This is a genomic window from Mesorhizobium sp. M1217 (assembly GCF_040318275.1).
In the GTDB taxonomy this organism is placed as follows: Bacteria; Pseudomonadota; Alphaproteobacteria; order Rhizobiales; family Rhizobiaceae; genus Mesorhizobium.
Map to the genome: position 1 here is coordinate 69,025 of NZ_JAMYMA010000010.1, position 23,526 is coordinate 92,550.

18 protein-coding genes are annotated in these 23,526 nt (G+C 61.3%); 10 read left to right on the plus strand and 8 right to left on the minus strand.

What is annotated here, in order from left to right; genetic code table 11:
• Nucleotides 1–33: 33 nt before the first annotated feature.
• Nucleotides 34–1,500, minus strand: a complete 1,467-nt coding sequence (locus tag NKH37_RS18340; RefSeq protein ID WP_352494473.1) for an alpha-glucosidase/alpha-galactosidase — start codon at nt 1,498–1,500, stop codon at nt 34–36.
• Between the two features lie 277 nt (nt 1,501–1,777).
• On the opposite strand from NKH37_RS18340, the gene NKH37_RS18345 reads away from it, so the two are divergent.
• From NKH37_RS18345 to NKH37_RS18365, 5 genes are all read left to right on the plus strand, one after another.
• On the plus strand, nt 1,778–2,575 hold the full coding sequence (locus NKH37_RS18345; RefSeq protein ID WP_352788221.1) for an AraC family transcriptional regulator: 798 nt from the start codon (nt 1,778–1,780) through the stop codon (nt 2,573–2,575).
• 498 nt (nt 2,576–3,073) lie between these two features.
• Complete coding sequence (locus NKH37_RS18350; RefSeq protein WP_352788220.1) at nt 3,074–3,511, plus strand: CBS domain-containing protein; 438 nt, start codon at nt 3,074–3,076, stop codon at nt 3,509–3,511.
• A gap of 113 nt (nt 3,512–3,624) precedes the next feature.
• On the plus strand, nt 3,625–4,551 hold the full coding sequence (locus tag NKH37_RS18355; protein WP_353003619.1) for an NADP-dependent oxidoreductase: 927 nt from the start codon (nt 3,625–3,627) through the stop codon (nt 4,549–4,551).
• Between the two features lie 318 nt (nt 4,552–4,869).
• Nucleotides 4,870–6,558 carry an FAD-dependent oxidoreductase gene (locus NKH37_RS18360; RefSeq protein WP_352788084.1) on the plus strand — a complete coding sequence of 563 codons (1,689 nt, stop codon included), beginning with the start codon at nt 4,870–4,872 and terminating at the stop codon, nt 6,556–6,558.
• A complete protein-coding gene (locus tag NKH37_RS18365; protein ID WP_036238601.1) occupies nt 6,555–6,866 on the plus strand; it encodes a UBP-type zinc finger domain-containing protein in 312 nt (103 codons plus the stop codon). Before NKH37_RS18360 ends, NKH37_RS18365 begins: the two co-directional genes overlap by 4 nt.
• A gap of 20 nt (nt 6,867–6,886) precedes the next feature.
• On the opposite strand, the gene NKH37_RS18370 is transcribed toward NKH37_RS18365, so the two are convergent.
• The 3 genes from NKH37_RS18370 to NKH37_RS18380 all read right to left on the minus strand — a co-directional run bounded on the left by NKH37_RS18370 (nt 6,887) and on the right by NKH37_RS18380 (nt 11,176).
• Nucleotides 6,887–8,056 (minus strand): GNAT family N-acetyltransferase, encoded by a 1,170-nt coding sequence (locus NKH37_RS18370; RefSeq protein ID WP_353003620.1) that lies wholly within the window; start codon nt 8,054–8,056, stop codon nt 6,887–6,889.
• Nucleotides 8,053–9,048 carry a sterol desaturase family protein gene (locus tag NKH37_RS18375; RefSeq protein WP_352494479.1) on the minus strand — a complete coding sequence of 332 codons (996 nt, stop codon included), beginning with the start codon at nt 9,046–9,048 and terminating at the stop codon, nt 8,053–8,055. Before NKH37_RS18375 ends, NKH37_RS18370 begins: the two co-directional genes overlap by 4 nt.
• Nucleotides 9,049–9,247: 199 nt before the next feature.
• Nucleotides 9,248–11,176 carry a heparinase II/III family protein gene (locus NKH37_RS18380; RefSeq protein ID WP_353003622.1) on the minus strand — a complete coding sequence of 643 codons (1,929 nt, stop codon included), beginning with the start codon at nt 11,174–11,176 and terminating at the stop codon, nt 9,248–9,250.
• 116 nt (nt 11,177–11,292) lie between these two features.
• Between NKH37_RS18380 and NKH37_RS18385 the strand changes: the two genes are divergently transcribed.
• Both NKH37_RS18385 and asnB read left to right on the plus strand, forming a co-directional pair.
• Nucleotides 11,293–12,534 (plus strand): glycoside hydrolase family 5 protein, encoded by a 1,242-nt coding sequence (locus tag NKH37_RS18385; RefSeq protein WP_353003625.1) that lies wholly within the window; start codon nt 11,293–11,295, stop codon nt 12,532–12,534.
• A gap of 170 nt (nt 12,535–12,704) precedes the next feature.
• Nucleotides 12,705–14,630: an asparagine synthase (glutamine-hydrolyzing) gene (asnB, locus tag NKH37_RS18390; RefSeq protein ID WP_353003628.1), complete on the plus strand. Its 1,926-nt coding sequence runs from the start codon at nt 12,705–12,707 to the stop codon at nt 14,628–14,630.
• Here the strand turns inward: asnB and NKH37_RS18395 are convergent.
• Nucleotides 14,604–15,722 (minus strand): glycosyltransferase family 4 protein, encoded by a 1,119-nt coding sequence (locus NKH37_RS18395; RefSeq protein ID WP_353003630.1) that lies wholly within the window; start codon nt 15,720–15,722, stop codon nt 14,604–14,606. The two genes, asnB and NKH37_RS18395, sit on opposite strands and share 27 nt — an antisense overlap.
• A 169-nt stretch (nt 15,723–15,891) precedes the next feature.
• Between NKH37_RS18395 and NKH37_RS18400 the strand changes: the two genes are divergently transcribed.
• On the plus strand, nt 15,892–17,331 hold the full coding sequence (locus tag NKH37_RS18400) for a lipopolysaccharide biosynthesis protein (protein ID WP_353003631.1): 1,440 nt from the start codon (nt 15,892–15,894) through the stop codon (nt 17,329–17,331).
• 228 nt (nt 17,332–17,559) lie between these two features.
• Nucleotides 17,560–18,378 (plus strand): isocitrate lyase/PEP mutase family protein, encoded by an 819-nt coding sequence (locus tag NKH37_RS18405; RefSeq protein WP_353003632.1) that lies wholly within the window; start codon nt 17,560–17,562, stop codon nt 18,376–18,378.
• A 211-nt stretch (nt 18,379–18,589) separates the two neighbouring features.
• Here the strand turns inward: NKH37_RS18405 and NKH37_RS18410 are convergent, their stop codons facing one another.
• The 3 genes from NKH37_RS18410 to wecB are packed head-to-tail and all read right to left on the minus strand — an operon-like array spanning nt 18,590 to nt 21,868.
• Nucleotides 18,590–19,393: a WecB/TagA/CpsF family glycosyltransferase gene (locus tag NKH37_RS18410; RefSeq protein WP_353003634.1), complete on the minus strand. Its 804-nt coding sequence runs from the start codon at nt 19,391–19,393 to the stop codon at nt 18,590–18,592.
• Nucleotides 19,390–20,721 carry a UDP-N-acetyl-D-mannosamine dehydrogenase gene (gene wecC / locus NKH37_RS18415; RefSeq protein WP_353003637.1) on the minus strand — a complete coding sequence of 444 codons (1,332 nt, stop codon included), beginning with the start codon at nt 20,719–20,721 and terminating at the stop codon, nt 19,390–19,392. Before wecC ends, NKH37_RS18410 begins: the two co-directional genes overlap by 4 nt.
• Nucleotides 20,714–21,868, minus strand: a complete 1,155-nt coding sequence (gene wecB / locus NKH37_RS18420) for a non-hydrolyzing UDP-N-acetylglucosamine 2-epimerase (RefSeq protein ID WP_352484050.1) — start codon at nt 21,866–21,868, stop codon at nt 20,714–20,716. The genes wecC and wecB overlap by 8 nt, the downstream gene beginning before the upstream one ends.
• 336 nt (nt 21,869–22,204) lie before the next feature.
• Between wecB and NKH37_RS18425 the strand changes: the two genes are divergently transcribed.
• Nucleotides 22,205–23,512 carry a glucosamine inositolphosphorylceramide transferase family protein gene (locus tag NKH37_RS18425; RefSeq protein ID WP_353041264.1) on the plus strand — a complete coding sequence of 436 codons (1,308 nt, stop codon included), beginning with the start codon at nt 22,205–22,207 and terminating at the stop codon, nt 23,510–23,512.
• Nucleotides 23,513–23,526: the final 14 nt, after the last annotated feature.

The following is a 23,526-nucleotide window of genomic DNA, read 5'->3' on the forward strand; positions in this document are numbered from 1 at the left end:
CCGAAACTTTACCGCAATCCGTCCCGATGAAATTCAGACGGCCTGCTTGAGAGCCGTTTTTTCCGCACGCAATTCCTCGATCGAACGGACGTCGCGCCGTGCCGCACCGGCCCATTCTCGGGTCTTGACCCTGGATTTCGAAAGCCGTTCCTTCGCGGCCGGCACCGCATCGGCATATTGCGGCAGCCAGCGGGCCTGGGCGACGACCATCTCGTCCACCATTTGCCAAACCTCTTCCGGGGTCGAAACCGCGCCGACCAGTGGGTCGTGCAGGACCGCGAGCTTCAGCAGGTCGATATCGCCGGAGATTGCCGCATGAACCGACATGCGCTGGACGTTGATCGAGGAAATGCAAGTGGCGGCGCAGCCCTCCGGCAGCGTGATGCCGGCCACCATGTTGATACCGAAGCGATCGACGAAGCCGGGCGACTCGACGATCGCATCCTGCGGCAGGTTGGCGATGATGCCATTGTTCTTGACGTTGAAATGACCGCGATAAACGCGGTTCGTCTCCAGCGCCTCGAGAATATGGCTGGCATGCTCGTTGGAGCGTTTGGCAGGATCGATCGGCCTCGCGGCGGATTCCAGAAATTGCGGGAATTCGGTTTCGAACCAGTTGCGCGTTTCGGTCGAATAACGAAGGTAGCCGCCGGTCTCGCCGTGGATCCAGTCGGACATGTCGATCCAGCGGGTGATTTCGTCCGGCCGCTTGCGGTACCAGGGCAGGTATTCGGAAAGATGGCCGTTGCTTTCAGTCGAATAGACGCCGAACCGCTTCAGGACGTCGATGCGCAGCTTTTCCTGTTGCGAATAGACCGGATGCGCCTCGAAGGCGGCAACCAGCTCGTCCTTACCGATCTTGCGGCCGTTGAGACGCAGGTCGATGAACCAGGTCTGGTGATTGATGCCGGAGCAGATGTAATCGAGTTCGGTGCGCGACTTGGCGCCGAGCACTTCGGCGATCTGGTCGGCGCCGTGCTGGACGCCGTGGCAGAGGCCGACGGTATCGACCTTGCCATATTCGATCGCCGCCCAGGTGTTCATGGCCATCGGGTTGGCGTAGTTCAGGAATTTCGCCCCAGGCTCGGCGACTTCGAGGATATCCTTGCAGAAATCGAGGATCACCGGAATGTTGCGCTGGCCGTAGAGGATGCCGCCGGCGCAAATCGTGTCGCCGACGCATTGGTCGATGCCATACTTCAGCGGAATGCGGATGTCGTCGGCATAGGCTTCGAGACCGCCGACGCGAACGCAGCTGATGACGTAGCGGGCACCCTCAAGGGCAGCACGGCGGTCGGTCGTTGCTGTAACCTTGGTCGGCAGCCTGTTGAATTCGACGACCCTGTCGAGGATCGACTTGATCATCTGGAGATTGCGCTCGCTGAGATCGGTCAGCGCGAATTCGACATCCCTGAATTCAGGAACGCACAAAATGTCGGTGAAGAGCTTCTTGGTGAAGCCGACGCTTCCCGCACCGATGATAGCGATCTTGAAACTCATCAGTCTCACCTCGACCTGATCGAATGTTAGGGCAAAGGCGGCGAAAACAGGCCTGGCCCGCCTGCCATGGCGTGCAGGCTGGACTCCGGCGCTTCCTCCCGTCCGCTCTTTGACCGCGGTTTCTTTTGCTTTTCTCGAGGGATTATGCGCCTAATTCAGCACGCGACCAGAGAAGGATTATGCTTTTAGGGGTAATTTTGTGCTGCGGAACTTGATCGACGCCGGGCCGGCGGGCAGGACGGTATCGCTGCCGCGCGGCCGCCAGCGCCTGCACACCATGCCGACAAGCACGGGCTATGAAGTGCGCGAGAACGAGGTCTACGACTGGGATGGGCGCAGGCGCGGCCAGACGCCGTTTACCGTGCTCCAGCACACGATCAGCGGCATCGGCCGATTGCGCTACGAGAACCGGAACTACCGTCTGCAAAGGGGCGATACGTTGCTGGTTCTCGTGCCGCACAACCACCGTTACTGGCTGGCCAGGGGCGAACGCTGGGAATTCTTCTGGATATCGATGAACGGCGAGGAGGCACTGCGCATTCACAAGTCGATCCTTGCCGCCGTCGGTCCGGTGCTTCGGCTGAAGCCCTCGACGATCGATCATCTCGCGGATTGCAGCGTACGCCTGATCACAGGCGCGGTCTCGCCCGGAGCCGCCTCGGCTGTCGCCTATGAAGCCGCCATGGCGCTCTACGACGATGTCTTCGGCTCGCATGCCGTCACCGACGACAAGAGCGCCATGCAACCGGTCATCGATCACATCAAGGCCAATCTCGACAGGCCGCTCCGCGTTGCCGATCTCACCGAGATCAGCGGCCTGAGCCGCGCGCATTTCTCGCGCTGCTTCGCCGAGAGTGAAGGTCTTCCGCCCGCCGAATTCGTGCTGCAGCAGCGACTGCAGCGCGCGGCGAAGTTGCTGACGAAGGCCGATTTCCTGCCGGTCAAGGAAGTCGCCATCATGTGCGGCTTCGAGGATGCCAATTATTTTTCGAAGGTCTTCCGCCGCCTCTACGGCATCAACCCGACGCAATTCCGCACCAACGGAATGTATGCCAGCCTGGGAACCGCCCGATAGATTCGCACCGCGCTTGGCGTCGGAATCGGGAACGCTTTTGCTTCCCCTTGGTTTAGGACAAGAGAGCCTGATCGCCGCTGCGACAACCCACTCTGAGCGGAGATCAGGCCACAGATGTCAGGGAGTGATCGATGGACAATCCCGATCCGAACAACCCGAGTCCACTGCCGGACAATCCCAATCCCGAGCCGGCCCGGCCGCCTGCCCCGCCGGAGTCTCCGCCGGGAGAACCTCCAGGCGTACCCCCACCCTCGCCGGATCCAATTCCAATGCCGGACCAGGAGCCAATCGGGATTCCTCCTGGCACCCCTTCCGAAATTCCTTCGGAACCGACTTTTCCCGGGCCGACCGCCTGAAGGGCGGTCGGAGTGGAGGATGGCAAGGGTGATTTGGCGGAGCGCTCGAAACGGGTCTTGCCATGGAACGTTTTGCGCTGGCGCTCATTCACCCTTCCATCACGGAATTCGGCGGCAGGGCCTGCAACCAACGGAGGTTAAAATGAAAGTTGGCAACTGCATGACAAAGGACGTCGAGATCGCCAGTCCGCAGCAAACCCTACGTGGTGCGGCAGAAATGATGGGTCGCCTCGACGCCGGCGCGATGCCGGTGGGCGAGAACGACCGGCTCGTCGGCATGATAACCGATCGCGACATCGCAATCCGCGGCGTCGCCCAAGGCAAGACACCTGACGCCAAGGTACGGGAAGTGATGAGCACCGAGGTCAGGTATTGCTTCGACGACGAAGACGCGGAGGATGTTCTGCGCAACATGGCTGATCTGAAAGTGCGCCGGTTGCCGGTGCTTAATCGGGACAAGCGCCTGGTCGGCATCGTTTCGCTGGGCGACCTCGCCACCAACAGCGAGACGGCGACAGCCGGTGAAGCGCTAAGCGGCATCTCGCAACCCGGCGGCGAGCATTCGCAAACGATACACTGACGGCGCACCGTCGACCGGCCTTGCCACGACCGAACCGCCGGCCGGATAGACGCCGGCCTGCCGGTGAAACTGTTCAGAGGCGAACTGGACCGCAAACCGACGAGGAGCAAGCCATGATTACCATGAAGGCCGTCCGTATCCACGACTTTGGTGGACCGGAGGCTCTTTCGCTGGACACGGTTCCGTTGCCTCAGCCGCATGACGACGAGGTCACGCTCAAGGTCTACGCGGCAAGCGTCAATCCCGTCGACTACAAGGTTCGCGAGGGCTCTTCGGGCGCGGATCTGCCCGTTACGCTCGGCAGTGACGTATCCGGCGTGGTGGAACTGTGCGGCACGCGGGCCCATACGCTGAAGAAGGGCGATCCGCTATATGCCATGCTCGGCAACGACCGCGGCGGCAACGCCGAATATGTTGTTGTCAAGGCAACGGAGGCGGCGGCGAAGCCGCAACGTTTAAGCCACGCCGAAGCCGCCGCCGTGCCGCTTGCGGGCCTTACCGCGTGGCAAGGTCTTTTCGATCACGGCGGCCTCAAATCCGGGCAGCGGGTTCTCATCCATGGTGGCGCCGGCGGCGTCGGTCATCTGGCGGTGCAGTTTGCACAGGTTGCGGGCGCCTTCGTCGCGACGACCGTTTCCGCGCAGGATTTCAATTTCGTCCGCGCGCTTGGCGCCGACCAGGCGGTCGACTACAAGAACCAGCGCTTCGAGGAGGTTGTCGAGGACGTCGACCTCGTCTTCGACCTGGTAGCAGGCGAAACACAGGACCGCTCGTGGGACGTGCTCAAGCCCGGCGGGACGCTCGTCTCAACGCTTTCCGAACCGTCGGCGGAGAAGGCCCGCCAGCATCGGGCTCGCGGCGTCTCCTATTTGACCAAGCCGAACGCAGCACAGCTTGCCGAAATCAGCCGCCTCATCGACGCCGGGAAGGTCAGGCCGTTCATGCAGGCAATCTATCCTCTCGAGGACGTCGCCAAAGCCGAGGAACGGCTCGAGAAGCAGCATACGCGCGGCAAGATCGTGCTTCAGGTAGCCGCCTAGCGGACGCAGGCCGTTTCTCCTGTTCAGAAGCCCGGCGGCCGAGAGTTTGACACAGGACGGCGCGCCGGGCCTGGCCGGCTTAGACAGGCGCCGGCCGAAGCAGCATGCGTCGGGTTTGCCGGAATACGCAAATCAAACAAATCAAGGAGATGCAACGGAATGTGAGGCACGTCGCGCCGGCACCGCCGCCCGGGCCGCCGTCCGTGAACTGCGAAGCGAAAGGCACAGCGTTTACCGACAGGCAGGCTGCGTTCCTGCCGGCCTGCTAGCCGCAAAAAACCGCTTCAATCTGTCGGACACCGGCGATAGGCTCGAACCATGTCTCAATCCGCCAATCCGATCTCCATTGCCCGTCGCGATCAGATGTTTCCAGCGCTGGCTGAGGCGGACCTGGACCGCATGGGCCGTTTCGGCGAAGCCGTGTCTTATGCTGCAGGCGAACAGATCGTCAAAGCCGGCGAGCTGGCGCCCGGTCTGATCGTGGTCCTGTCCGGCAAAGTGGATATAATCCAGGGCGGCAGCTTCGGCCGGCGCGAAACGATCGTCACGCACGGTGCGGGCAATTTCGTCGGCGAGCTGGCGCAGCTTTCAGCCCGGCCCTCGCTGGTGGATGTGGAGGCGGTCGAGCCGGTCGAGGCGCTCGTCATCGCCTCGCAAAGGCTGCGGGACCTGATGGTACAGGAAGCAAACCTCGGCGAGCGCATCATGCGGGCGCTGATCCTGCGCCGTGTCGGCCTGCTCGAGAGCGGCACAGCCGGACCGATCATTGTCGGACCGGTCGACAGCGGTGACGTATTGCGGCTGCAAGGTTTCCTAGCCCGCAGCGGACAGCCGCATCGGGTTCTCGATTCCGCTACCGATCCCTGCGCCAAGACGCTGATAGAACGCTTCCATGTCGATATCCACCATTTGCCGATCGTGCTCTGCCCGAACGGCAAGCTGCTGCTCAATCCCGGAGAGAACGAGCTCGCCCGCTGCATCGGCCTGGTGAGGCCGATCGACGCCGACAAGCTGTACGACGTGGCCATTGTCGGCGCCGGACCGGCCGGCCTCGCGGCGGCCGTCTATGCGGCTTCCGAAGGGCTGTCGACGATCGTGCTCGATTGCCGTGCCTTTGGTGGGCAGGCGGGCGCCTCCTCGCGCATCGAGAACTATCTCGGCTTCCCGACCGGCATTTCGGGAATGGCGCTGATGGCGCGCGCTTACAATCAGGCGCAGAAATTCGGCGTCGAAATGGTGATACCGGACGAGGCGAAGCGGCTGGGCAGTGCAAGCGACACGTCGGGCGCCCATTACACGCTCGCCGTCGGCGGCGGGGAGACCGTGCAGGCGCGGTCGGTGGTGATCGCCAGTGGAGCGCGTTATCGCCGCCTTGATATGGCAAACCTGGCGCAATTCGAGGGAACCTCCGTGCACTATTGGGCTTCGCCGATCGAAGCCCGGCTTTGCGCCGGGCAAGAGGTGGCCCTGGTCGGCGCCGGCAATTCGGCTGGCCAGGCTGCTGTTTATCTGGCGGCGCATGTGAAGAAGGTATGGCTGCTGGCGCGCGGCAGCAGCCTGGATGCGAGCATGTCGCGCTATCTGGTGGAGCGCGTCAGGGCACAGCCGAACATCGAGGTGCTGGCTGAGACCCAGATCACGGCGCTGGAAGGCGACGACGGCAATCTTGGCAATGTACGCTGGCGCAACCGCGACACGGAGACAGCACGTCCGATCCACCATCTCTTCCTGTTCATCGGCGCCGATCCGAACACCGATTGGCTGGCGCAATGCGGCTTGGCGTTGGACGCGAAGGGCTTCGTGCGCACTGGGCCGGACATTGGCCAAGCGGGTGCGCTGGAGACGAACCGCAGCGGCGTGTTCGCCATCGGCGACGTGCGCGCTGGCTCGATCAAGCGCGTCGCCGCTGCCGTCGGTGAAGGTGCCCAGGTGGTTGCGGCGCTGCATGCATATCTCGCGCAAGGCGGCAGTCTCGCCGTGGCGCCTCAACTGGCCAGGAGCGCATGATGGCGGACGAATGCAGGCATGCCGGGGACATTCGCGACGTGACGCCGAGCGCGCTCGGCTGCGAGGAATGCCTGAAGAGCGGTTCGCAGTGGGTGCATCTGCGGCTCTGCCGCACATGCGGCCATGTCGGCTGCTGCGACGACTCGCCCAACCGTCATGCCACCAAGCATTTTCGGGCAACCGGCCATCCCGTCATCGAAGGCTACGATCCGCCGGAAGGCTGGGGATGGTGCTACATCGACGAAATCTTCCTCGACCTCGGCGACCGCACTACGCCGCAAAACGGTCCAATACCGCGCTTCATTTGAGCTTTTTTGCCAGCGTCCCGCTAGTCCAAGGCTGCTTCGGCTTGGGCGGGGATATCGCGCCCCTCTGGTGGTGCCAATGAACGCTCGCGCATGTGCCTGACGGTCTGAAGGACACGATCGGCAAGGGATGCAAGCGCGCCCTGTGCCGTGCGCGTTCCGATGACGGATTCCAGCGTAACCGCCTGCGTTGAGAATTTGTGTTTGAACGACTCTGCACCACAGAGGAAATCGACCACGCTCAAGCCGTGATCGATCGACCACTGTACGTAATCCATCAACAGGATCACACCCGGCGACGCCCGGCCGAAATCCGGATCGAAGGTCGTTACGAAGGCCATCATCACGTCGTGCTGGACGAAGTTGATCGACACCGCGACCATTATGCCATTGCATTCCAGGACGAAGATATGCAGCACGCCGGCGTGCGCCAGCGCGTCGACGAGCGCGGCGAGTACCGGCACGCCCTCTTCGAACAGGTCGGACTCACGCATGCGCTCGGTCAGCCATTTCCGCTTCAAGGCCGCGAGGCGCTCCAGTACCGGTTGCAGCGGCTCGTCGGGGGCAAGCAGGCGAAATCTCACCTCTCCGGTTTCTTCCAGCGCTTTGAGGCCGCGCCGATAGTTCTGGCGCGTCTTTTTCGACTGATCCGCGAACCATGCCGCTCCGCTTTCCCATTGTCCGGCAACGCGATAGCTGACTTCCGTTCGGTGAAACGGACGAAGCCTGATGCCGCTGGAAGCTCCCGGCGTGAAAATTTTGCGGGCCGCCGCATCCGGTGAGAGACGATTGATCAGGGCAAGATCGAAGCCACCGGCATCGCAGAGTTGGCTCCATAGCTCCTGCAGCGCCGACAACGAGCAGTCCGGGGCAACGAGAATATCTCCATAGTCGGTATAGCTGCCGGCCGCCCATTCGAGAAACCGCAGCCCCCTGCGCCTGCCGATCGCCAGCGGAACGACGGCAACGAGTTTCTCGCCCTTCCACACCAGGCCGATCCGCAACGCGCGCTGGTCACGGCGTTGTACGGTACTCCACCATGCCGAAATCCAGGCATGGCTTTGAAAGATCAGCCCGTCGGTACGATGCCAAAGGTCCATCCAAGCGGCTTCGACCGCCGCCAGGCGATCCGCCGAACGGACGATTTCCAGACGCTCCGCGCCTAGGACGTCGATGGAAACAACGGTGTTCATGAAGGAGAACTGTCCTGTGGCTGCGCGACCACATTGGGCCGCCTGTGAAACAGTCGCATGACATGCCTTGTCATCTTCTTGAGCGGCAGGACGTAGAGCCCAAAGAGCGACTGATAATCGCGCACATCGCGATCGATCAGGCCAAATTTCAGGTCTTCATCAGGCTCCGGGACAAATTGCGTTCCGAACAGCCGATCCCAGAACGAAAAAAGCAGGCCGAAATTCTTGTCATAATGACGTGGGTCGATGCTGTGATGCACCTGGTGCCAGTGCGGACACAGGATGATGTTGTTCAACGGGCCGAACGAGATCTTGAGATGCGTATGGCGAACAAAATCCATCATAAGGATGTTGCGGATGACGTAGACGTTGATGCCGAAGATAGCGACCTCTACCGGATCGAGTGCAATGAGGCTCCAGATGCCGAAGCAGATGCCCGGGATGACGCCATCCCACATACGGTTCATCAGATCGTCCAGCGGATGAACCCGGTCCTTGGTGATCCCCACCATCACCTCGGCCGAATGATGCACCTTGTGCAATTCCCACAGGAACGGGAAGCGGTGCTGGGCGACGTGGTAGAGGTAGTAGGAAATATCATAGGCGACCAGCATGGTTGCGGTGAAGATGACGATCGTCATCGGTCCCGCCGGGCCGCCGAGAAGCGGCGCGTGGATGTTAAGGAGCCAGCCGATTGCCTCGCGTGTGCCGTAGCCCACCGCGACGACGAAGGTGACGCCGGCAGGAATGAGCAGGAAAGGCATCATCGCCCGTTTCGTGATCCAGAACAGGGCGTCGGCTCGCGCCGACGGGTGCAGGATGACTTCCGCCGGGAAGGCGAAGTCGAAAAAGTCCCTGAGGGACTTATGTTCGGCAGTTCGCCAGTAGGCGATCACCGCGCTGCCCAGTGCGGTGAGGAGAAGCAGGCCGAGCGTGGTCAGATTGACGTTCGAAAGCTTTTCCACAATCGCTCTGGCAAATTCGGAAAACATCGTTGCAGCGGCTCCTGGGGCGAATTGCAAAGCACGAAATCCCCGCCACACCTGCTACGCCGCCTGCAACCAGTGGCTGTTGCGGGCGCAGCGGGCAAAGCAGGCTGGATGATGCGAGACTAGCAGATCAACGGTAACGAAACCGCTAAATGTCCAAACGTAATTAATGTCGAATACGGCTGGAACTCGCCCGGCAACTCTACGTTGGCGCCGGTTTTTGCCGTTGCGGCGGGTGAATTGGGGCAAGATGGATATGGATTCCGGCTTCGCCCACTTCACCGTGCCAGGCGAGGCGTTCGGCTTGCTGCCTGGTGCCAAAACGCAGTGAAACCCAACCGCCTTGCCCCGGCATGTCACCGCCGGCGCGGATATCGAGCGCGGCATCAGGAAAGCGGATGGCCAATAGCGCCTCGTCGCCGCGCAACACCGTGACCGTGTTTTCATGCCGGTCGGTATGGAGGCCGGCGGCCAGTTGGAAGACGATCTCGGACTGATGCTTGCCGCTGAGCAGTTGGTCGGTGATGAGGATGCCATCGGCCTGGCGCGCCAAAGTGCGCTGATGCATGACGCCGAAGCGGCTTCTATACCCGTCGTGCCGGCCACACAGCCTCCAGTGCGTTCCAGGCTCGCTGTCCACCAGCGTCGCAACTGCCTTGTGCGACCAGTTGAAATTCCCAGCGATGGTGCTTTGGTTTTTACCCTCGATGTTCAGCGTGTTGTGCGCCGGCGTGGAGCGGAACCAGTCGCGCCATGCGCCTCCCGAACCGTAGAGCCAGGTGCCCGGATCGACCAGCACCGGCTCACCGTCGATGCACAGGCTGAGCGACAGCGCGTCGGCATGGCCGTGCGCCGCTATCGAGAGATAACCGAGCGGTCCATGATCGAACGTCAGTTCGACATCGCGGCCATTCATTGCTCCGCGCCAGACGGAGAGCCCACCTCGCGCGAATGTCTGCAAGCCATGCACCGCCGGTGCCGGGCCCGACGGTGCACCAAAGAAAAGCGAACGAAAGTCGTCGGGCCCCGGCGCGTTGCCCGGCGTCCCCAGTAAGCTTTGGATGGCGGCCGCGACGGATCGGATATAGTTCGGCTCGTCCCCCAGCTTCAGCACGCGGCCCTCATCGTCGTCGCCGAAGCGGGCGGCTTTCAGTGGCAGCCAGCCGACGAAATTGGCGAAGGCACCCAGACGCGCTTCGACAGCGGGCGGAAACGGCGTTCCCGCCTGGCGTGCCGCGGCGGCGCACAGCAAGATGAGTTCGGCGCTGAAGGCTGCGTAGGTCGGCGTTTGCTCGGCACCGGCGCCGTCGGCGAGTATCTGCTTGTGCGTCTCATTCAGGAGGGCGCCGTGGGCGATTTCGGATTCGGCCCCGAGCGCCAGGCCGACCAGATATTCGCCAGCCAATTCTGCGACGAGATGGTTGTTGGCGGAGGAATATCGCGATGGAAACCGCGGCAGCCAATAGGCGCTTGCCGCGAGTATCTCACCGGCTTTCCGCAGGGTCGCCGGGTCAAGCCGGTCGCCAACGAGGTCCAGGGTGACGATCAGGCTGATGGCTCGCAGCGCTACCTCGATGCCGGACGCCCAGCCAATGCCTCGGAACGGCGGATTGGCGGAATGCCAACTGCCGATTGCCACCTCGATGGCCCTCCGGGACCGATTGTCCTCGCTGAGGAGCAGGTGTGCAGCCAGTGGCGGCAATTGCTGCAGCCGGTTGATTTCCCAGACATATTTTATATCGCCAAGGTCGCCGCCATGGCGAAAATCGATGTCGAAAGTATGAGCCTCGGAGCCAGGCCAAAGCGTGCCGGTCACCGGATCAAGACGCCAAAGCTCAGCAGGAAACAAAACATCGGGCTCGCGCTTTGGCCATGTCCGCCCGAGTGCCGAAAACCGGCCCTGAAGCGTCTCTTGCGCGGCCGCCGCTATGGCTTGCCGTTGAGCGTCGGTCGCTGCCAGCACAGCGTGGCGAAATCCCGGCAGCACCGGGTGCAACTGCGGCGATGGATAGCGCTCCCACCCATCATCGCGGCGGCGCGACGCGATCCTTCGACGTTGCTCGCTCAGCCGGTGCAACACCTCGGCCGGTCCCATGCTGCGCAATCGGTTGATGTACCAGCCGATTCTCATGCACGCCCCGTCAACGTTTCGGTCCTTGTATACCATGCCGTCGAAAAGCTGCGCGCCGGCAATCTTCTTTCCCGTTCGTTGCGGGTAATATCTCCGGCGACCATGCGGAGAGAGCGATGAGAAAAGCGGTGTGTGTTGTTGCCTGGGTGCTCGCCTTGGTTATGGCGGCCGAGGCAGCGCCCATCCCTCTCAAGCGCGGCGTTGGCGTGCATGAGTGGCTCAACTGGTCGCCGGTGGAGAAAGACGGAACCTACGTTTGGCCGCCCTATCGCAGCGAAAAGGAGTGGCTTGCGGGAAGCAGGCCGTTCACCGATTGGCCGGCCGGGGAGGTGTTTGCCCACATCCGATCGATGGGCTTCGACTTCGTCCGGCTGAGCGTCGATCCCGGCCCTCTGCTTGCCAGCGAGGGCGCCAGGCGGCAGCAGGCGCTGGACATACTTGCCGCCGCCGTCGAGCGGATCACGTCGACCGGCCTCAAGGTGGTTTTCGACCTGCATGGCGTCACTCAGGTTCCGGACTACAGCATGGAGATGATCTACGGCGGCGCCGACAGCGAGGGCGTCGCCGGCTACCGCCAGATGGTTGTGGCGGTCGCCGCCATGCTGGTCAAGATAGGCACCGACAAAGTCGCCCTCGAGCCTTACAACGAGCCAGCATATTACCCTTGCGATCCAAGCGGCAGCGATGACTGGCAGCGGATCATGGCGGGGACCGTCCACGACATTCGAGCGGTCAGCAGCGAACTCACCATCGTTGCGACCGGCGCCTGCGGCGGCAGCATTGCCGGACTGGTCAACCTCAGCCCCGGCTTTGATGACCCAAACCTCTATTACAGCTTCCATATGTATGAGCCGCACAGCTTCACCCACCAGCGGCCCGACGACACAAACAGCTTTGTTTCGGGACTTCCCTGGCCTGCCGACAGCAGTACACCCGAAGTGGTGACCGAAACCCTTAGGGCGCGGATGGAAGCTGCCGGCTTGAGCACGGTCGAGCAGATGATGAACATGGCCACCGCGCGCGAAGCAGTAGCGAAATATTTCGAGCAGAACTGGGGGCAGAGCCAACTCGAGACGAGCTTTCGTCAGGCCGTCGACTGGGCTGAAGGCCATGGCATTCCAAGCCGGCGGCTCTTCATGGGCGAATTCGGCGCTATCCTCATGTCAGCGGACGGCCGCATGGGCGCCTTCGAGGCCGACCGTTCGCGCTATCTCAAGGCGGTGCGCCGAGAGGCCGAACGCTTCGCGATCCCATGGTCTGTCTGGGAGTTCTCCAATCGCTATGGGATGAGCCTCATCCGGCCCGATGGCCCGCCGGTGCCCGACCCGGAGATGCTGCAGGCACTGGGCCTGCCCTAATTGCCGTCAGTTCTCGTCGCGGATGAGCAGCCGTCAACTTCGATCCTCTCAACGCCAGGTTGGATCGAGAACGGCCTGTGGCAGTTCCCTCGCGGCTCGATCTGTTAGCCACGAAGTGTTTAATACATTTGTTGTACTGGAGTGAGGAATACGCGCGCCTAGGGGGAACAATGTGTGGAATTGCCGGGTGGATCGGCCGAAGGGCCGAGAATCCACAAGAGCGGGCCGCCAGAATGTCAAATGCATTGCGGCATCGCGGTCCCGATGCCGAAGGCATCGAGTTCTTGGACTTGAATACTGGCGAGGAACAATTGGCATTGGTCCATCGCCGCCTGGCGATTATTGACTTAGCGCCAGAGTCAAATCAGCCGATGCATATCGAGGACGGCCATCTCAGAATAATTTTCAACGGCGAAATATACAACTATATCGAGCTGCGCCAGGAACTGATCGGCCTCGGCCATCATTTTCGAACGCGCTCCGATACCGAGGTGCTGCTCAGAGCTTATGATCAGTGGCACTTGTCCATGTTCGACCGGTTGAGCGGCATGTTCGCTTTTGCGCTCTGGGATGCTCAGAGGCACGAATTGATCCTCGCCCGTGATCCGTTTGGCAAAAAGCCCCTTTACCTCATGCAAAGCGAAAAACTGCTGTCCTTTGCCTCAGAGATCAACGCGTTGTTGTCATCGCAGCCAAATGCGCAGCAACTCGATTTGGACGCTGTGCACGAGTACCTGCGCTGGCGTTACGTGCCTGGACCGCGCACGCTTTTTAAACAAATCCGCAAGCTCAACCCCGGAAGCTATGCCGTTTGGTCGCAAGGGACTGTGACGGAAACGCGCTATTATACGCCTCCAGATCAAACGGACCTGACCGAGGACATCGACCACGAAACCGCCAAGCGACGATTTCTGGAACTGCTCGACCATTCCGTCGAGATCAGAATGCGCAGCGATGCACCTTTCGGCGCCTTTCTCTCCGGAGGCCTCGACTCGTCAGCAATCGTGGCCCTGATGACCAAGCACAGCGACAAGCCCATTCGCACATTTTCGGTCGGTTTCAGCGAACCGGCCTATAGTGAACTTCCATTCGCCCGACGTGTCGCCGATCATTTCAAGACCGATCATTGCGAACTGGTCATAGAAGCGGACGACCTGATTGACCACCTGCCGAAGTTGATTCGCCATCTGGGGGCGCCCGTTTCACAAAGTTCGGACATTCCGATTTACCTGATGTCGGAGCGAGCCTCACAGGACGTCAAGATGGTGCTCACAGGTGAAGGGGCAGACGAGGTTCTCGGCGGGTATCCCAAACATCGCGCAGAGTCACTGGCTGGAATCTACCGGTCGCTCGTTCCAGCCTTGCTCCACAACAACCTCCTCGCCCCTTTGATACGTGCCATGCCTGGCGCATCGGCCAAGTTCGATACATTTGCCCGAAGCGCGGGTGAAAGGGACTTTGCCACCCGGATGATCTCCTGGTTTGGAGCCATGACAGAGCAGGAACACAGTCGCCTCATCGGTGCGCCGGCCAATTGCCGCAATGGACGCAACAACTTACCGTTTTCCTCAAGCGCGACAGCATCCCATCTTCGCCGCGCGCTATTTTTCGATCAGACATCGTGGTTGCCCGACAATCTCCTGGAACGAGGCGACCGGATGATGATGGCCGGTTCAATCGAAGGAAGAATGCCGTTCCTCGATCGCGATCTGGTTGCGTTCGTCAGCAAATTGCCCGATCGCTACAAGGTGGGTTGGCGGAAGGGCAAGCTGATCTTGCGCAGCAGCATGGCCAACATACTTCCGGAGGAAATTCTCAACCGCCGCAAGATCGGATTCAAGGTGCCCGTCGCCGAATGGTTTCGGGGGTCGATGAGGAACTACGTGCACGATCACCTTTGCTCGCCTAACTCCGTCATTCGCAGCTATTTGAGCCCGAAACAGCTTGATCAAATCGTCTCGGAACACACCACGGGTGCCGCAGACCACGAAAAGCTGATATGGGCGCTGTTGAATTTGGAGATATTCCACCGCGAATTCAGGCTTGAGGCGCCGCCGCGATCATCAGCCTCACCGCTTGACCGGTTGACGGCTTGACGCCGCCGACCGCCAGACATCGCAGATTGCGCCGACAAAGGGGGCGAGTTCAAGCCGTTCCCGATGCACGGCCATGGCACCGGCACCAAGCCTCGCCCTCAGTGCTGGGCTCTCCACGAGGCGGCCCAGCGCGTCGGTCAACGCAGTAACATCGCCTGGCGGCACCAGCAGCCCGGATTGCCCGTCGGTAATTATGTCTTCGACCGCGCCAACCGGGGTTGCCACCACCGCCAAACCGGCTGCCATGCCTTCGATCACCGACATAGGCAGGTTTTCGGCGAAGGAGGGAAGAACCAGAATATCCGCGAAAGAGAGCAGCGACGCGACATCGTCGGGTCCCACCCAACCCGGAAAGGCGATCCGGTCTGCGATCCCTAGCCCGGCCGATTTTGCCCGTGCCGCATCGATTTCGCCATCGCCGGCAATCGTGGCGCGCCAGTTCTTGACGGGGTTCATGCGGTGCAGCGCGTCCAACAATTGCGGTACGCCCTTGCGGTCGCCGATACGACCCAGGAACAGGATATGCACGTGGCCGCCGCCACCGACGTGCGCCAGCGACGGGACTTCGGTCGCATTGGGCACGATCACGATATTGCCGGCAGCGCCTGGCGCCCGGCTGGCGACGAAATCGCGCCAAAGCCTGCCCAAAACGATCACCCGATCGGCATGCTCGAACAGAGCTTTGATACGGCGGCTTATGAACCCGTGATCGTCTTTCCAGAATGTCTGATACTGCGCCCCGTGCAAATGCAGGACATAGGGTATCGACAGCAGCCGTGCGCAGGCGGCGATCACCATCTTGCGATAGGTGCTGCCGGAGACTGAGATGTTGATATGAACGACATCGGCGCGTCCAGCCAGACGCGCTTTAAGCATCCGCAAGCAAAAGCCGAGCATATAGAAGATCGAAAGTCCGACATGCCCCGAGCCACGACTGGCAAGGAAGCGCACATCGATGTCGGTGACTTCTTGCCGTTCGAACTCCTGCTTCAGCGCCCCCATGATGCGGTCGATGCCGCCCTGGCCCGAAACGCCCGACGGCGTCGCGACCAGGACATGTATTTTTCGATCGGATATGAGGCGCTGCAACATGATGGTACTCTAAATAACACAGATCGGGTAACTGCAAAGCAAACGTTCCCGATAAGGTTTACGGCAAATCTTTTAGTTCAAACTGAATCTGTTCACCCTTCGCCGTCATCGCGCTGGATTTTCCGCCAATCGGCGGCTAGTCGAAGGTGAATTTTCCAGGGACACGCCTTTGCTGCTCCGTTCCACGCTCATTTATGCTCCGGCGATCCTGCTGACACGAATTTCGGCGCTGCTCCTGCTGGTCGTCGTGACGCGTTTGATCGACCAGACCGAGTATGGCCTGCTCACTCTGGTGGTGACCGTCGGCGAAATGACCGACATTGCCGTCACCAACTGGCTACGCATTGCCTTGCTCAGGCTTGGCGGCAAGGGCGAAGTCAGCCGCGGCAGCCTGATGCTGGCCGGGCAGGTGTTGCTTGCCACCACGGCACTGGCGCTGGTCATATCGGTAGGCGCGTCGGCGGTGGTCGTGCCGGAACGCTGGGTCGAGTTCGCGATCGCGGTCTGCGGCTATCTGGTCGCCGGATCTATCAGCCGCTTCGCGTTGACGGTGCTGCAGATGCAGCAGCGCCATTCGGTCTATTCGATGCTCGAAGCACTGCGTGCCCTGCTGCAACTCGCGCTTCCGATCGGCGCCATCCTTATCTTCCAGGATAGCTTTCTGACGGTATCGCTCGGCTCGAGCCTCGGCGCCTTGATTGCCGGCATCGTGGCAGGCATCATGGCATCCCGACGCGTCGTTACCGGTCCGCCGCGTTTCACCCACAGAGACTTCTTTGCGCTCGGTGTGCCGCTGATCATCATGGCGCTGGTTGGCTTCGGGCTCAACAGCGCGGAGCGTCTGTTCCTCAAGGTCTATTACGATGCCAGCGCTGTGGCGATCTTCGCCGCAGCCTATGCGCTGGCACGCCAACCGATCGATATGGTCGCCAACGCCATCAACATGGGCGCCTTTCCCGAGGTGGTCAGCCGGTTCGACGAGGACGGGCCCGCGGCATCGGGTCGGTTGCTGTCGCAGCTGATGGCCTTGATGATGCGCCTTTGCTTGCCGATTGCAGCGATGCTGGTCGCGCTCAGCAGCGATATCACTGAGCTCATGCTGCCCTCGCAATATCACGGCCGCTTCGGCCTGCTGTTTCCGATCATTGCCTTCAGCGTGCTGTGTGCCAACCTCACGAGCTTCGTCTATGGCGTCGTGGTGCACGCGCACAAGCGGCCGTGGCTGCTGATCATCGCAAATCTCTTCGGCTCGGCGGCAACAATCGCATTGTCTCTGCTATTGATCCCTTCGATGGCGGAGATCGGCGCCGCTTTGGCGCTGGCGGGCGGCTCGGTGGTGGGCTCCATAACCTGCATCATCATCAGCGAACGGCTCACGCCGGTGCCGGTGCCGTGGCGCGACATTGGCGTTTCGGCAATCATCTCGCTCAGCACAGGGGTGGCCGCCAAGCTTGCCAGCATGGTGGCCGGCGATGTGCCGGCAATCTTCTCGCTTATCGCCGGCGGCACCGCCGGAGCTGCGGTTTTCTTCGGGCTGACCTCGCTATTCCACCCTGTGGCAGCGACGCAATTCCTCGCCCAGCTGCGGGCGCGGCTACGGATCGCGTAATTTCGCAAGCGATCTGTAAGCGGGTATTTCCGAGGCTTACAACACATGGTGTACCTTGCCGGAGACGGGCGCTTGCATACCGGACATTCAATCTCCGGGTGTTCGGGTCATGAGAGGAGGCGCCATAGTGGTCCGCACGTCGCGCTCGGCGGAAAAACGGACGATTGAAAAGCTGCAATCATCGGCATTAGTCGAACCCGGCTTTTTTTCCAAGCCTGAGGGGGCAGCGTGATTTCCCGATCCAAGAAGGTTGAACAATTTCGCGTTCTTCATAAATCCGGCTGCTTCCTGATCCCAAACCCATGGGACGTAGCCGGCGCGCGAATGATGGCTGGTCTGGGTTTTAGGGCGCTTGCGACAACATCTTCGGGTTACGCCTTCTTGAAGGGAAAGAAGGACGGAGCAAAGGAAGTCGGCCGCGACGAAAGCTTGGCATATGCCGCCGAGATCGCCGCCTCGACGACCGTGCCGGTCACTGCCGATTTGGAAGATTGTTATGAAGACACACCAGAAGGCGTGGCTGAAACCGTCCGGCTTGCCGCCGAAGCGGGATTGGCTGGACTTTCGATCGAAGATCGACAACCAAAGCCTGGCCAGCCAATACGCGATTTTGATGCTGCGGTGGCACGTGTAGCGGCGGCGGTTGCAGCTGCTCGAAAATACGACATCGTGCTCACCGCCCGCGCCGATGGGGTGGGTAAAGGCGTGTATGGTCTCGACGAGGCGATTCGCCGCCTAAAGGCCTTCGAAGCTCTTGGCGCTGAGGTGCTGTATGCGCCGGGTGTCCCGGATCTGGCGTCTCTCGAGCAGATTTGCAGCTCTGTCAGCGTGCCGGTCAATCATGTCCTCGGCCAAGGTGTTTCCGGTCTCACGTTTGAGCAGATTGCCGGGGCGGGCGTACGGCGGATAAGCGTGGGCGGGTCACTTGCGCGCGCGGCTGGCGGAGCACTAATGAAAATAATCCAGGAGATCGCAATGGGGAACTATGCGGCGTTGGCAAGCGCTCCGGCCTGGAACAGCCTTCGCGATCCTAAACCCGTAATCTAAGTCCGAAAGGGTGACGCGCCCCCGGCTGCAACATGCCGGAAGGCGGGCGCTTACCTTGATATTTGAGAGGCCATGATTCGAAGACCGGCATCTACGATCGTGACACTCAGATAACCCAATGTTAAGCGCCGTTTTCCAAGTCACGGCCTTAGTCTCGGGAGTTCGAACGTCGCTCCCACGGCCAACGCCTGTTTTATGGGTGAACGCGAACCTATAAACCGGCGTTTCGGCGCCAGCGACGCTCCCAGAACTCCCGGCACAGCAGCCCGGCATAGGCAGTGTTGGTGTGGTAGTAGCGGCGCCACAAGCGTCGCGGCTCCTGGACCACGCGGAACAGCCACTCCAGGCCGGCTGCTTGTATCAGCCTCGGCGCACGGGCAACCTTGCCGCCATAGACATCGAAACTGCCGCCCACGCCCATCACGAAGCTTGCGGCGAGTTCGTCGCGGTAGCGCTTGAGAAATCGCTCCTTACGCGGTGTCGGCATGGCCACCAGCAGGCAGTCGGCGCCCGACGCGTTGATCGCCGCGACGATCCCGGCCTCATCCTCCGGCTTGAAATAGCCGTTGCGCATCCCCGCTATGACCAGGCTCGGATGGTCCTTGGCAAGTCTCGCTACAACCGCGTCGAGAACGTTCTGTTCGGCCCCCAGCAGATAGGGCCTGAACCCACGCTTCGCGCAGAGGCTCAGCAGATTGATCATGATGTCGACGCCCGCCACCCGCTCGGGCAGCGCGACGCCACACAGACGTGCGCCCCAAAGCACGCCGATCCCGTCGACATTGACCACGTCCGCCCCTGCAACATCCTCGCGCAGTTCGGCATTCTGGCGCATGGTCACCAGCTTGGCGACATTCACGACCACATGATGCAGCGGCCGCCGCACGGTCATCGCCTCGTCGGCGATGGCCAGCGTCTCAGCCATCGTCAGCGCATGGATCGGTGCGCCAAGGAACTCCCGGCGCCGTGATGCCAACAGGGAATGCTGCGCCCAAGCCGGGTCGTGCGCGTTCATGCAGCCTGCTCCCTTGCGAGCGTCACTTGTGCGACTTCTGGTTTCTTGCCTTCGATACGGGCGTCGGGCTTGCGTGCCTTGCGCCAGGTCCATAGGCCCCTTGTATCGACGAGCTTCTTGTCCTTGAGCGCTTCGGGGTCTACCAGATTGAACTGCCGATGGTCGACCAGGAGGACGACGATATCGGACTTGTCGATGGCCGAAAGTGCGTCGGTGAACACGATGCCCCTGCCCTCGAGTTCATGCGGCAGCGCATTTGTGTTGGGTTCAGCCGCAATGATCTTCACATTGGGGTTATCGGACAGAAGCTTCACCACCTCGACGGCCGGGCTCTCGCGCAAATCGTCGATATTGGCTTTGAAGCTGAGGCCAAGACAGGCGATCGTTTGCTTGCGGGAGGGGTCGAGCAAGGCCTCGATATCCCTGACCACCGACATGGGCCGCTCGGAATTGATCCGGCGTGCGGAAGCCATCAGCCGCGTGCTGTTGGGTGCGGCGTCGATGATAAAATATGGATCGACCGCAATGCAGTGACCGCCAACGCCCGGGCTCGGCTGGAGGATGTTCACGCGAGGGTGCCGATTGGCGAGATCGATCACTTCCCAGACATTGAGCGACAGGTCCTGACACACTGCGGCAAGCTCATTGGCGAAGGCGATGTTGACGTCGCGGAACGCGTTCTCGGTAAGTTTCACCAGCTCAGCGCTTTCGGCCGTCGTCATGAACAGGTCGCCGGTGACGAAGGTTGAATAGAGTGCCGCGGTCCGTTCCGACGATTTGCGGGACAATCCGCCGATCGAGCGATCGTTATTGATCAGCTCGGTCAGCACCTTTCCCGGCAGCACGCGCTCGGGCGAATAGGCGACCAGCACATCGGCGTCTTCGCCATGCAGGACAGGAAATTTGAGGTCAGGCCGCAACTCGGCAAGCAGCCCGTTCATGATGCGTGTCGTGCCGACCGGCGATGTCGATTCCAACACAACAAGGTCTCCCCGATTCAGCACCGGGGCGATGCTTCGTGCCGCCGCCAGCACGTAGGTCACGTCCGGCCTATGGTCGTGGGTCATCGGGGTCGGCACGGCGATGATATACGCATCCGCCGGCTGCGGCGTGCTGTAGGCCTTGAGCTTGCCGTTCGCCACGACCTTCTGGATCAGGCCGTCAAGGTCCGGCTCGACGATGTGGATTTCGCCGCGATTGACTTTCTCGACGACCGCTCCGTTCACATCGACGCCAATGACGTCGAGCCCTCGGCTGGCGAAAATGGCGCAGGTCGGCAGGCCGATATAGCCCATGCCGATTACGGAAACGGTTTTGATTTCAGCCATGATGCAGCAGTTCCTCAACAATCCGGTTACTGGCCCGGCCATCGCCATATGGGTTGTGTCGTTCCGCCATGCCGCGATAGGCAGCCTGATCGTCGAGCAGGCGATTGGCGTTGAACAGGATTTTCTCGACATCGGTGCCGACGAGGCGGGCGGTGCCGGCCACGATCCCCTCGGGTCGCTCGGTATTCTCGCGCATCACCAGCACCGGCTTGCCGAGCGAAGGCGCTTCTTCCTGCACGCCGCCGCTATCGGTAAGCACCAGATAGCTCTGCTTCTGCAGATACAGGAACGGCAGATAGTCCTGCGGCTCGACCAGATGGATGTTCGGCACGCCTTCCAGCTCTGCGTTGACCACCGAGCGCACATTGGGGTTTGGATGGACAGGGTAGACGATCTGCACGTCTCCGCGCGCCGCCAATCCTTTCAACGCCGTACAGATGCGCTGGATGCCGCCGTCGAAATTCTCGCGGCGATGGCCGGTGACGAGGATCATTTTCTTCGTAGGGTCGAGGAAGGGGAAACGGGCGGCGAGCTTCGCGTTCATCAACCTGTCGGCATCGATCGCGCTTGAAAAATGCAACAGCGTGTCGATCACGGTGTTACCGGTCACGAAGATAGTGCTTTCGGCTTTTCCTTCGGCGATGAGGTTGTCGCGCGCCTGAACGGTCGGCGCAAAATGCCAGGTGGCGATGTCGCCGGCAATCTTGCGATTCAGTTCTTCAGGAAACGGCGAGTTGATGTTGTGGCTGCGCAATCCTGCTTCGACATGAGCGACCGGGATGCGCTTGTAGAAGGCAGCCAGAGCCGCGGCCATCGCCGTGGTGGTGTCGCCCTGTACCATGACGATATCGGGCTTCGCCTTGTCCAGCACCTCCGCCATGCCCAAGAGCACGCGCGAGGTCACGTCGAACAGCGACTGGCCGGGTTGCATGATGTTGAGATCGTGATGCACCGGCAGGCCGGTCAGTTCGACAACCTGGTCGACCATCTCGCGATGCTGGGCGGTGATGCATATTTCGGTGATGAAGCCTGGATGAGCAAGGGCGGCGCGCGCCACCGGAAAGCATTTGAGCGCCTCCGGCCTCGTGCCGAACACGATCAGCAGTTTCCGCCTGGACGGCAGTTTTGGACGTGAAAGGACGTTCATTGCTGATCCTGGCCGCCTGCAGCTCTCGAAACATGCCGACTATTGTCCGCAACAGCCATAATAGCGCCGGAAAACGCCTTCGTGATCTCAATTCTTAATATATGATTAACAACCAAGGCCGCGTTCTCCCGGGTTAACTCTTGTGAAAGGTCGGGCTGACAAATAGTCTATGGTAGTAGTCTTGAAAAAGAATATATTGGATTGACTAATATTTTAATCATCGGCCACGCCGACGCATCCCGGCGCTGGGAAAATGAGCTTCTGGTGCGGTTGAGCGCGGCTGGACACGTTGTCTCGAGTTGCCGCGCGCCGACGCCTGAAGCCAACGCGCGCGGGATGGATAATGTGCTGGCGCTCGAGGGCCGGCGCTTCGGCCCCTCACTGGCAAGCCGTTCCGAGCCGTTGCCGTCCGGCGATACCGGCCCCGCCGACCTTATAGTCGATCTCACCGCTACCGCCGCACGACGGGGCACGCCTGTCCTGACGCTCGAATTTTGTGGCCGCAGCAGCTTTGCCGCGGGCATGACCGAGATACTGGCGAGCGGGCGGCTACCCGAACTCACCGCCCGCTTCGACGGCGTTGCCATCGCCAGGGCGCGGCCGATGATCAGCGATCGGCTCTGGCTGTCCCGCAGCAGCAACGACCTGCTCGCCGGCGCCATCTCCCTGATTGCCCAATGTGTCGCCCGCTTTTCCACGGGCAAACTTGCGCCGATTGCCGAGAGCCCGGCGCCACCCCTGCAGAAAGGCGGATTTATCCGGCACTATCTGCCCTTTTTCGGCAGGGGATTGGTCGACCGTGCCGTGCAAAAACTGCGACGTGGCCGGCGCCCCTTCTATTGGCAGGTTGCTTACCGGCTGATCGACGGTCCAGGCGTCGCCGAAACCGGACAGCTGGATGGCAAGCCGTTCACCGTGCTTGCCGATGACGGGCAGCGATTCTACGCCGATCCGTTCGTTCTCGAACGCGACGGCCGCCACTATCTTTTTGTCGAGGAGTTCCCCTACGCCACCGGCCGCGGCGTGATTTCCGTCGCTGAACTTGGCGACGACGGCGTTTTCGGCGTGCCGAGGTTGGTGCTGGAGGAAGCGCATCACCTGTCATATCCGCAGGTGTTCGCCCACTCCGGCGAAATGTTCATGATTCCTGAAAGCGCTACGGCACGCGAACTGGTGCTCTACCGTGCCGTGCAGTTTCCGGATCGCTGGGTACGCGATACGGTGCTGATCGCGGACAGGGATTTCAACGACGCCACGCTGCTAGAATCCGACGGCCGCTTCTGGTTGCTGGGGACGGAGCGGTTCAGTCACGGCAGCGCGTCGGACACGATGACCGTCTATTCCGCCACGGCGCTGCGTGGGCCTTGGGTAGCGCATGCGCTCAATCCCGTCGCCGTCGATCACTCGGCCACTCGGCCGGGCGGCGCTTTCATCCGTCAGGGCGACGCCTTGCTGCTGCCGGTGCAAAACGGCTCGAGAGCCTATGGCGGTGGCCTGGGGTTGATGCGGCTGGATCGGCTTAATGATTTCGACGTCCGTTTTGAACTGCCCCGCCCAATCGATCCGGGGCCGGCATGGGCGCGGGCGGGTATCCACACGCTCAATCGCGCCGGCGATGTCGAGGTCGTGGATAGCGCCGGCTGACCGGATCCGAGGTC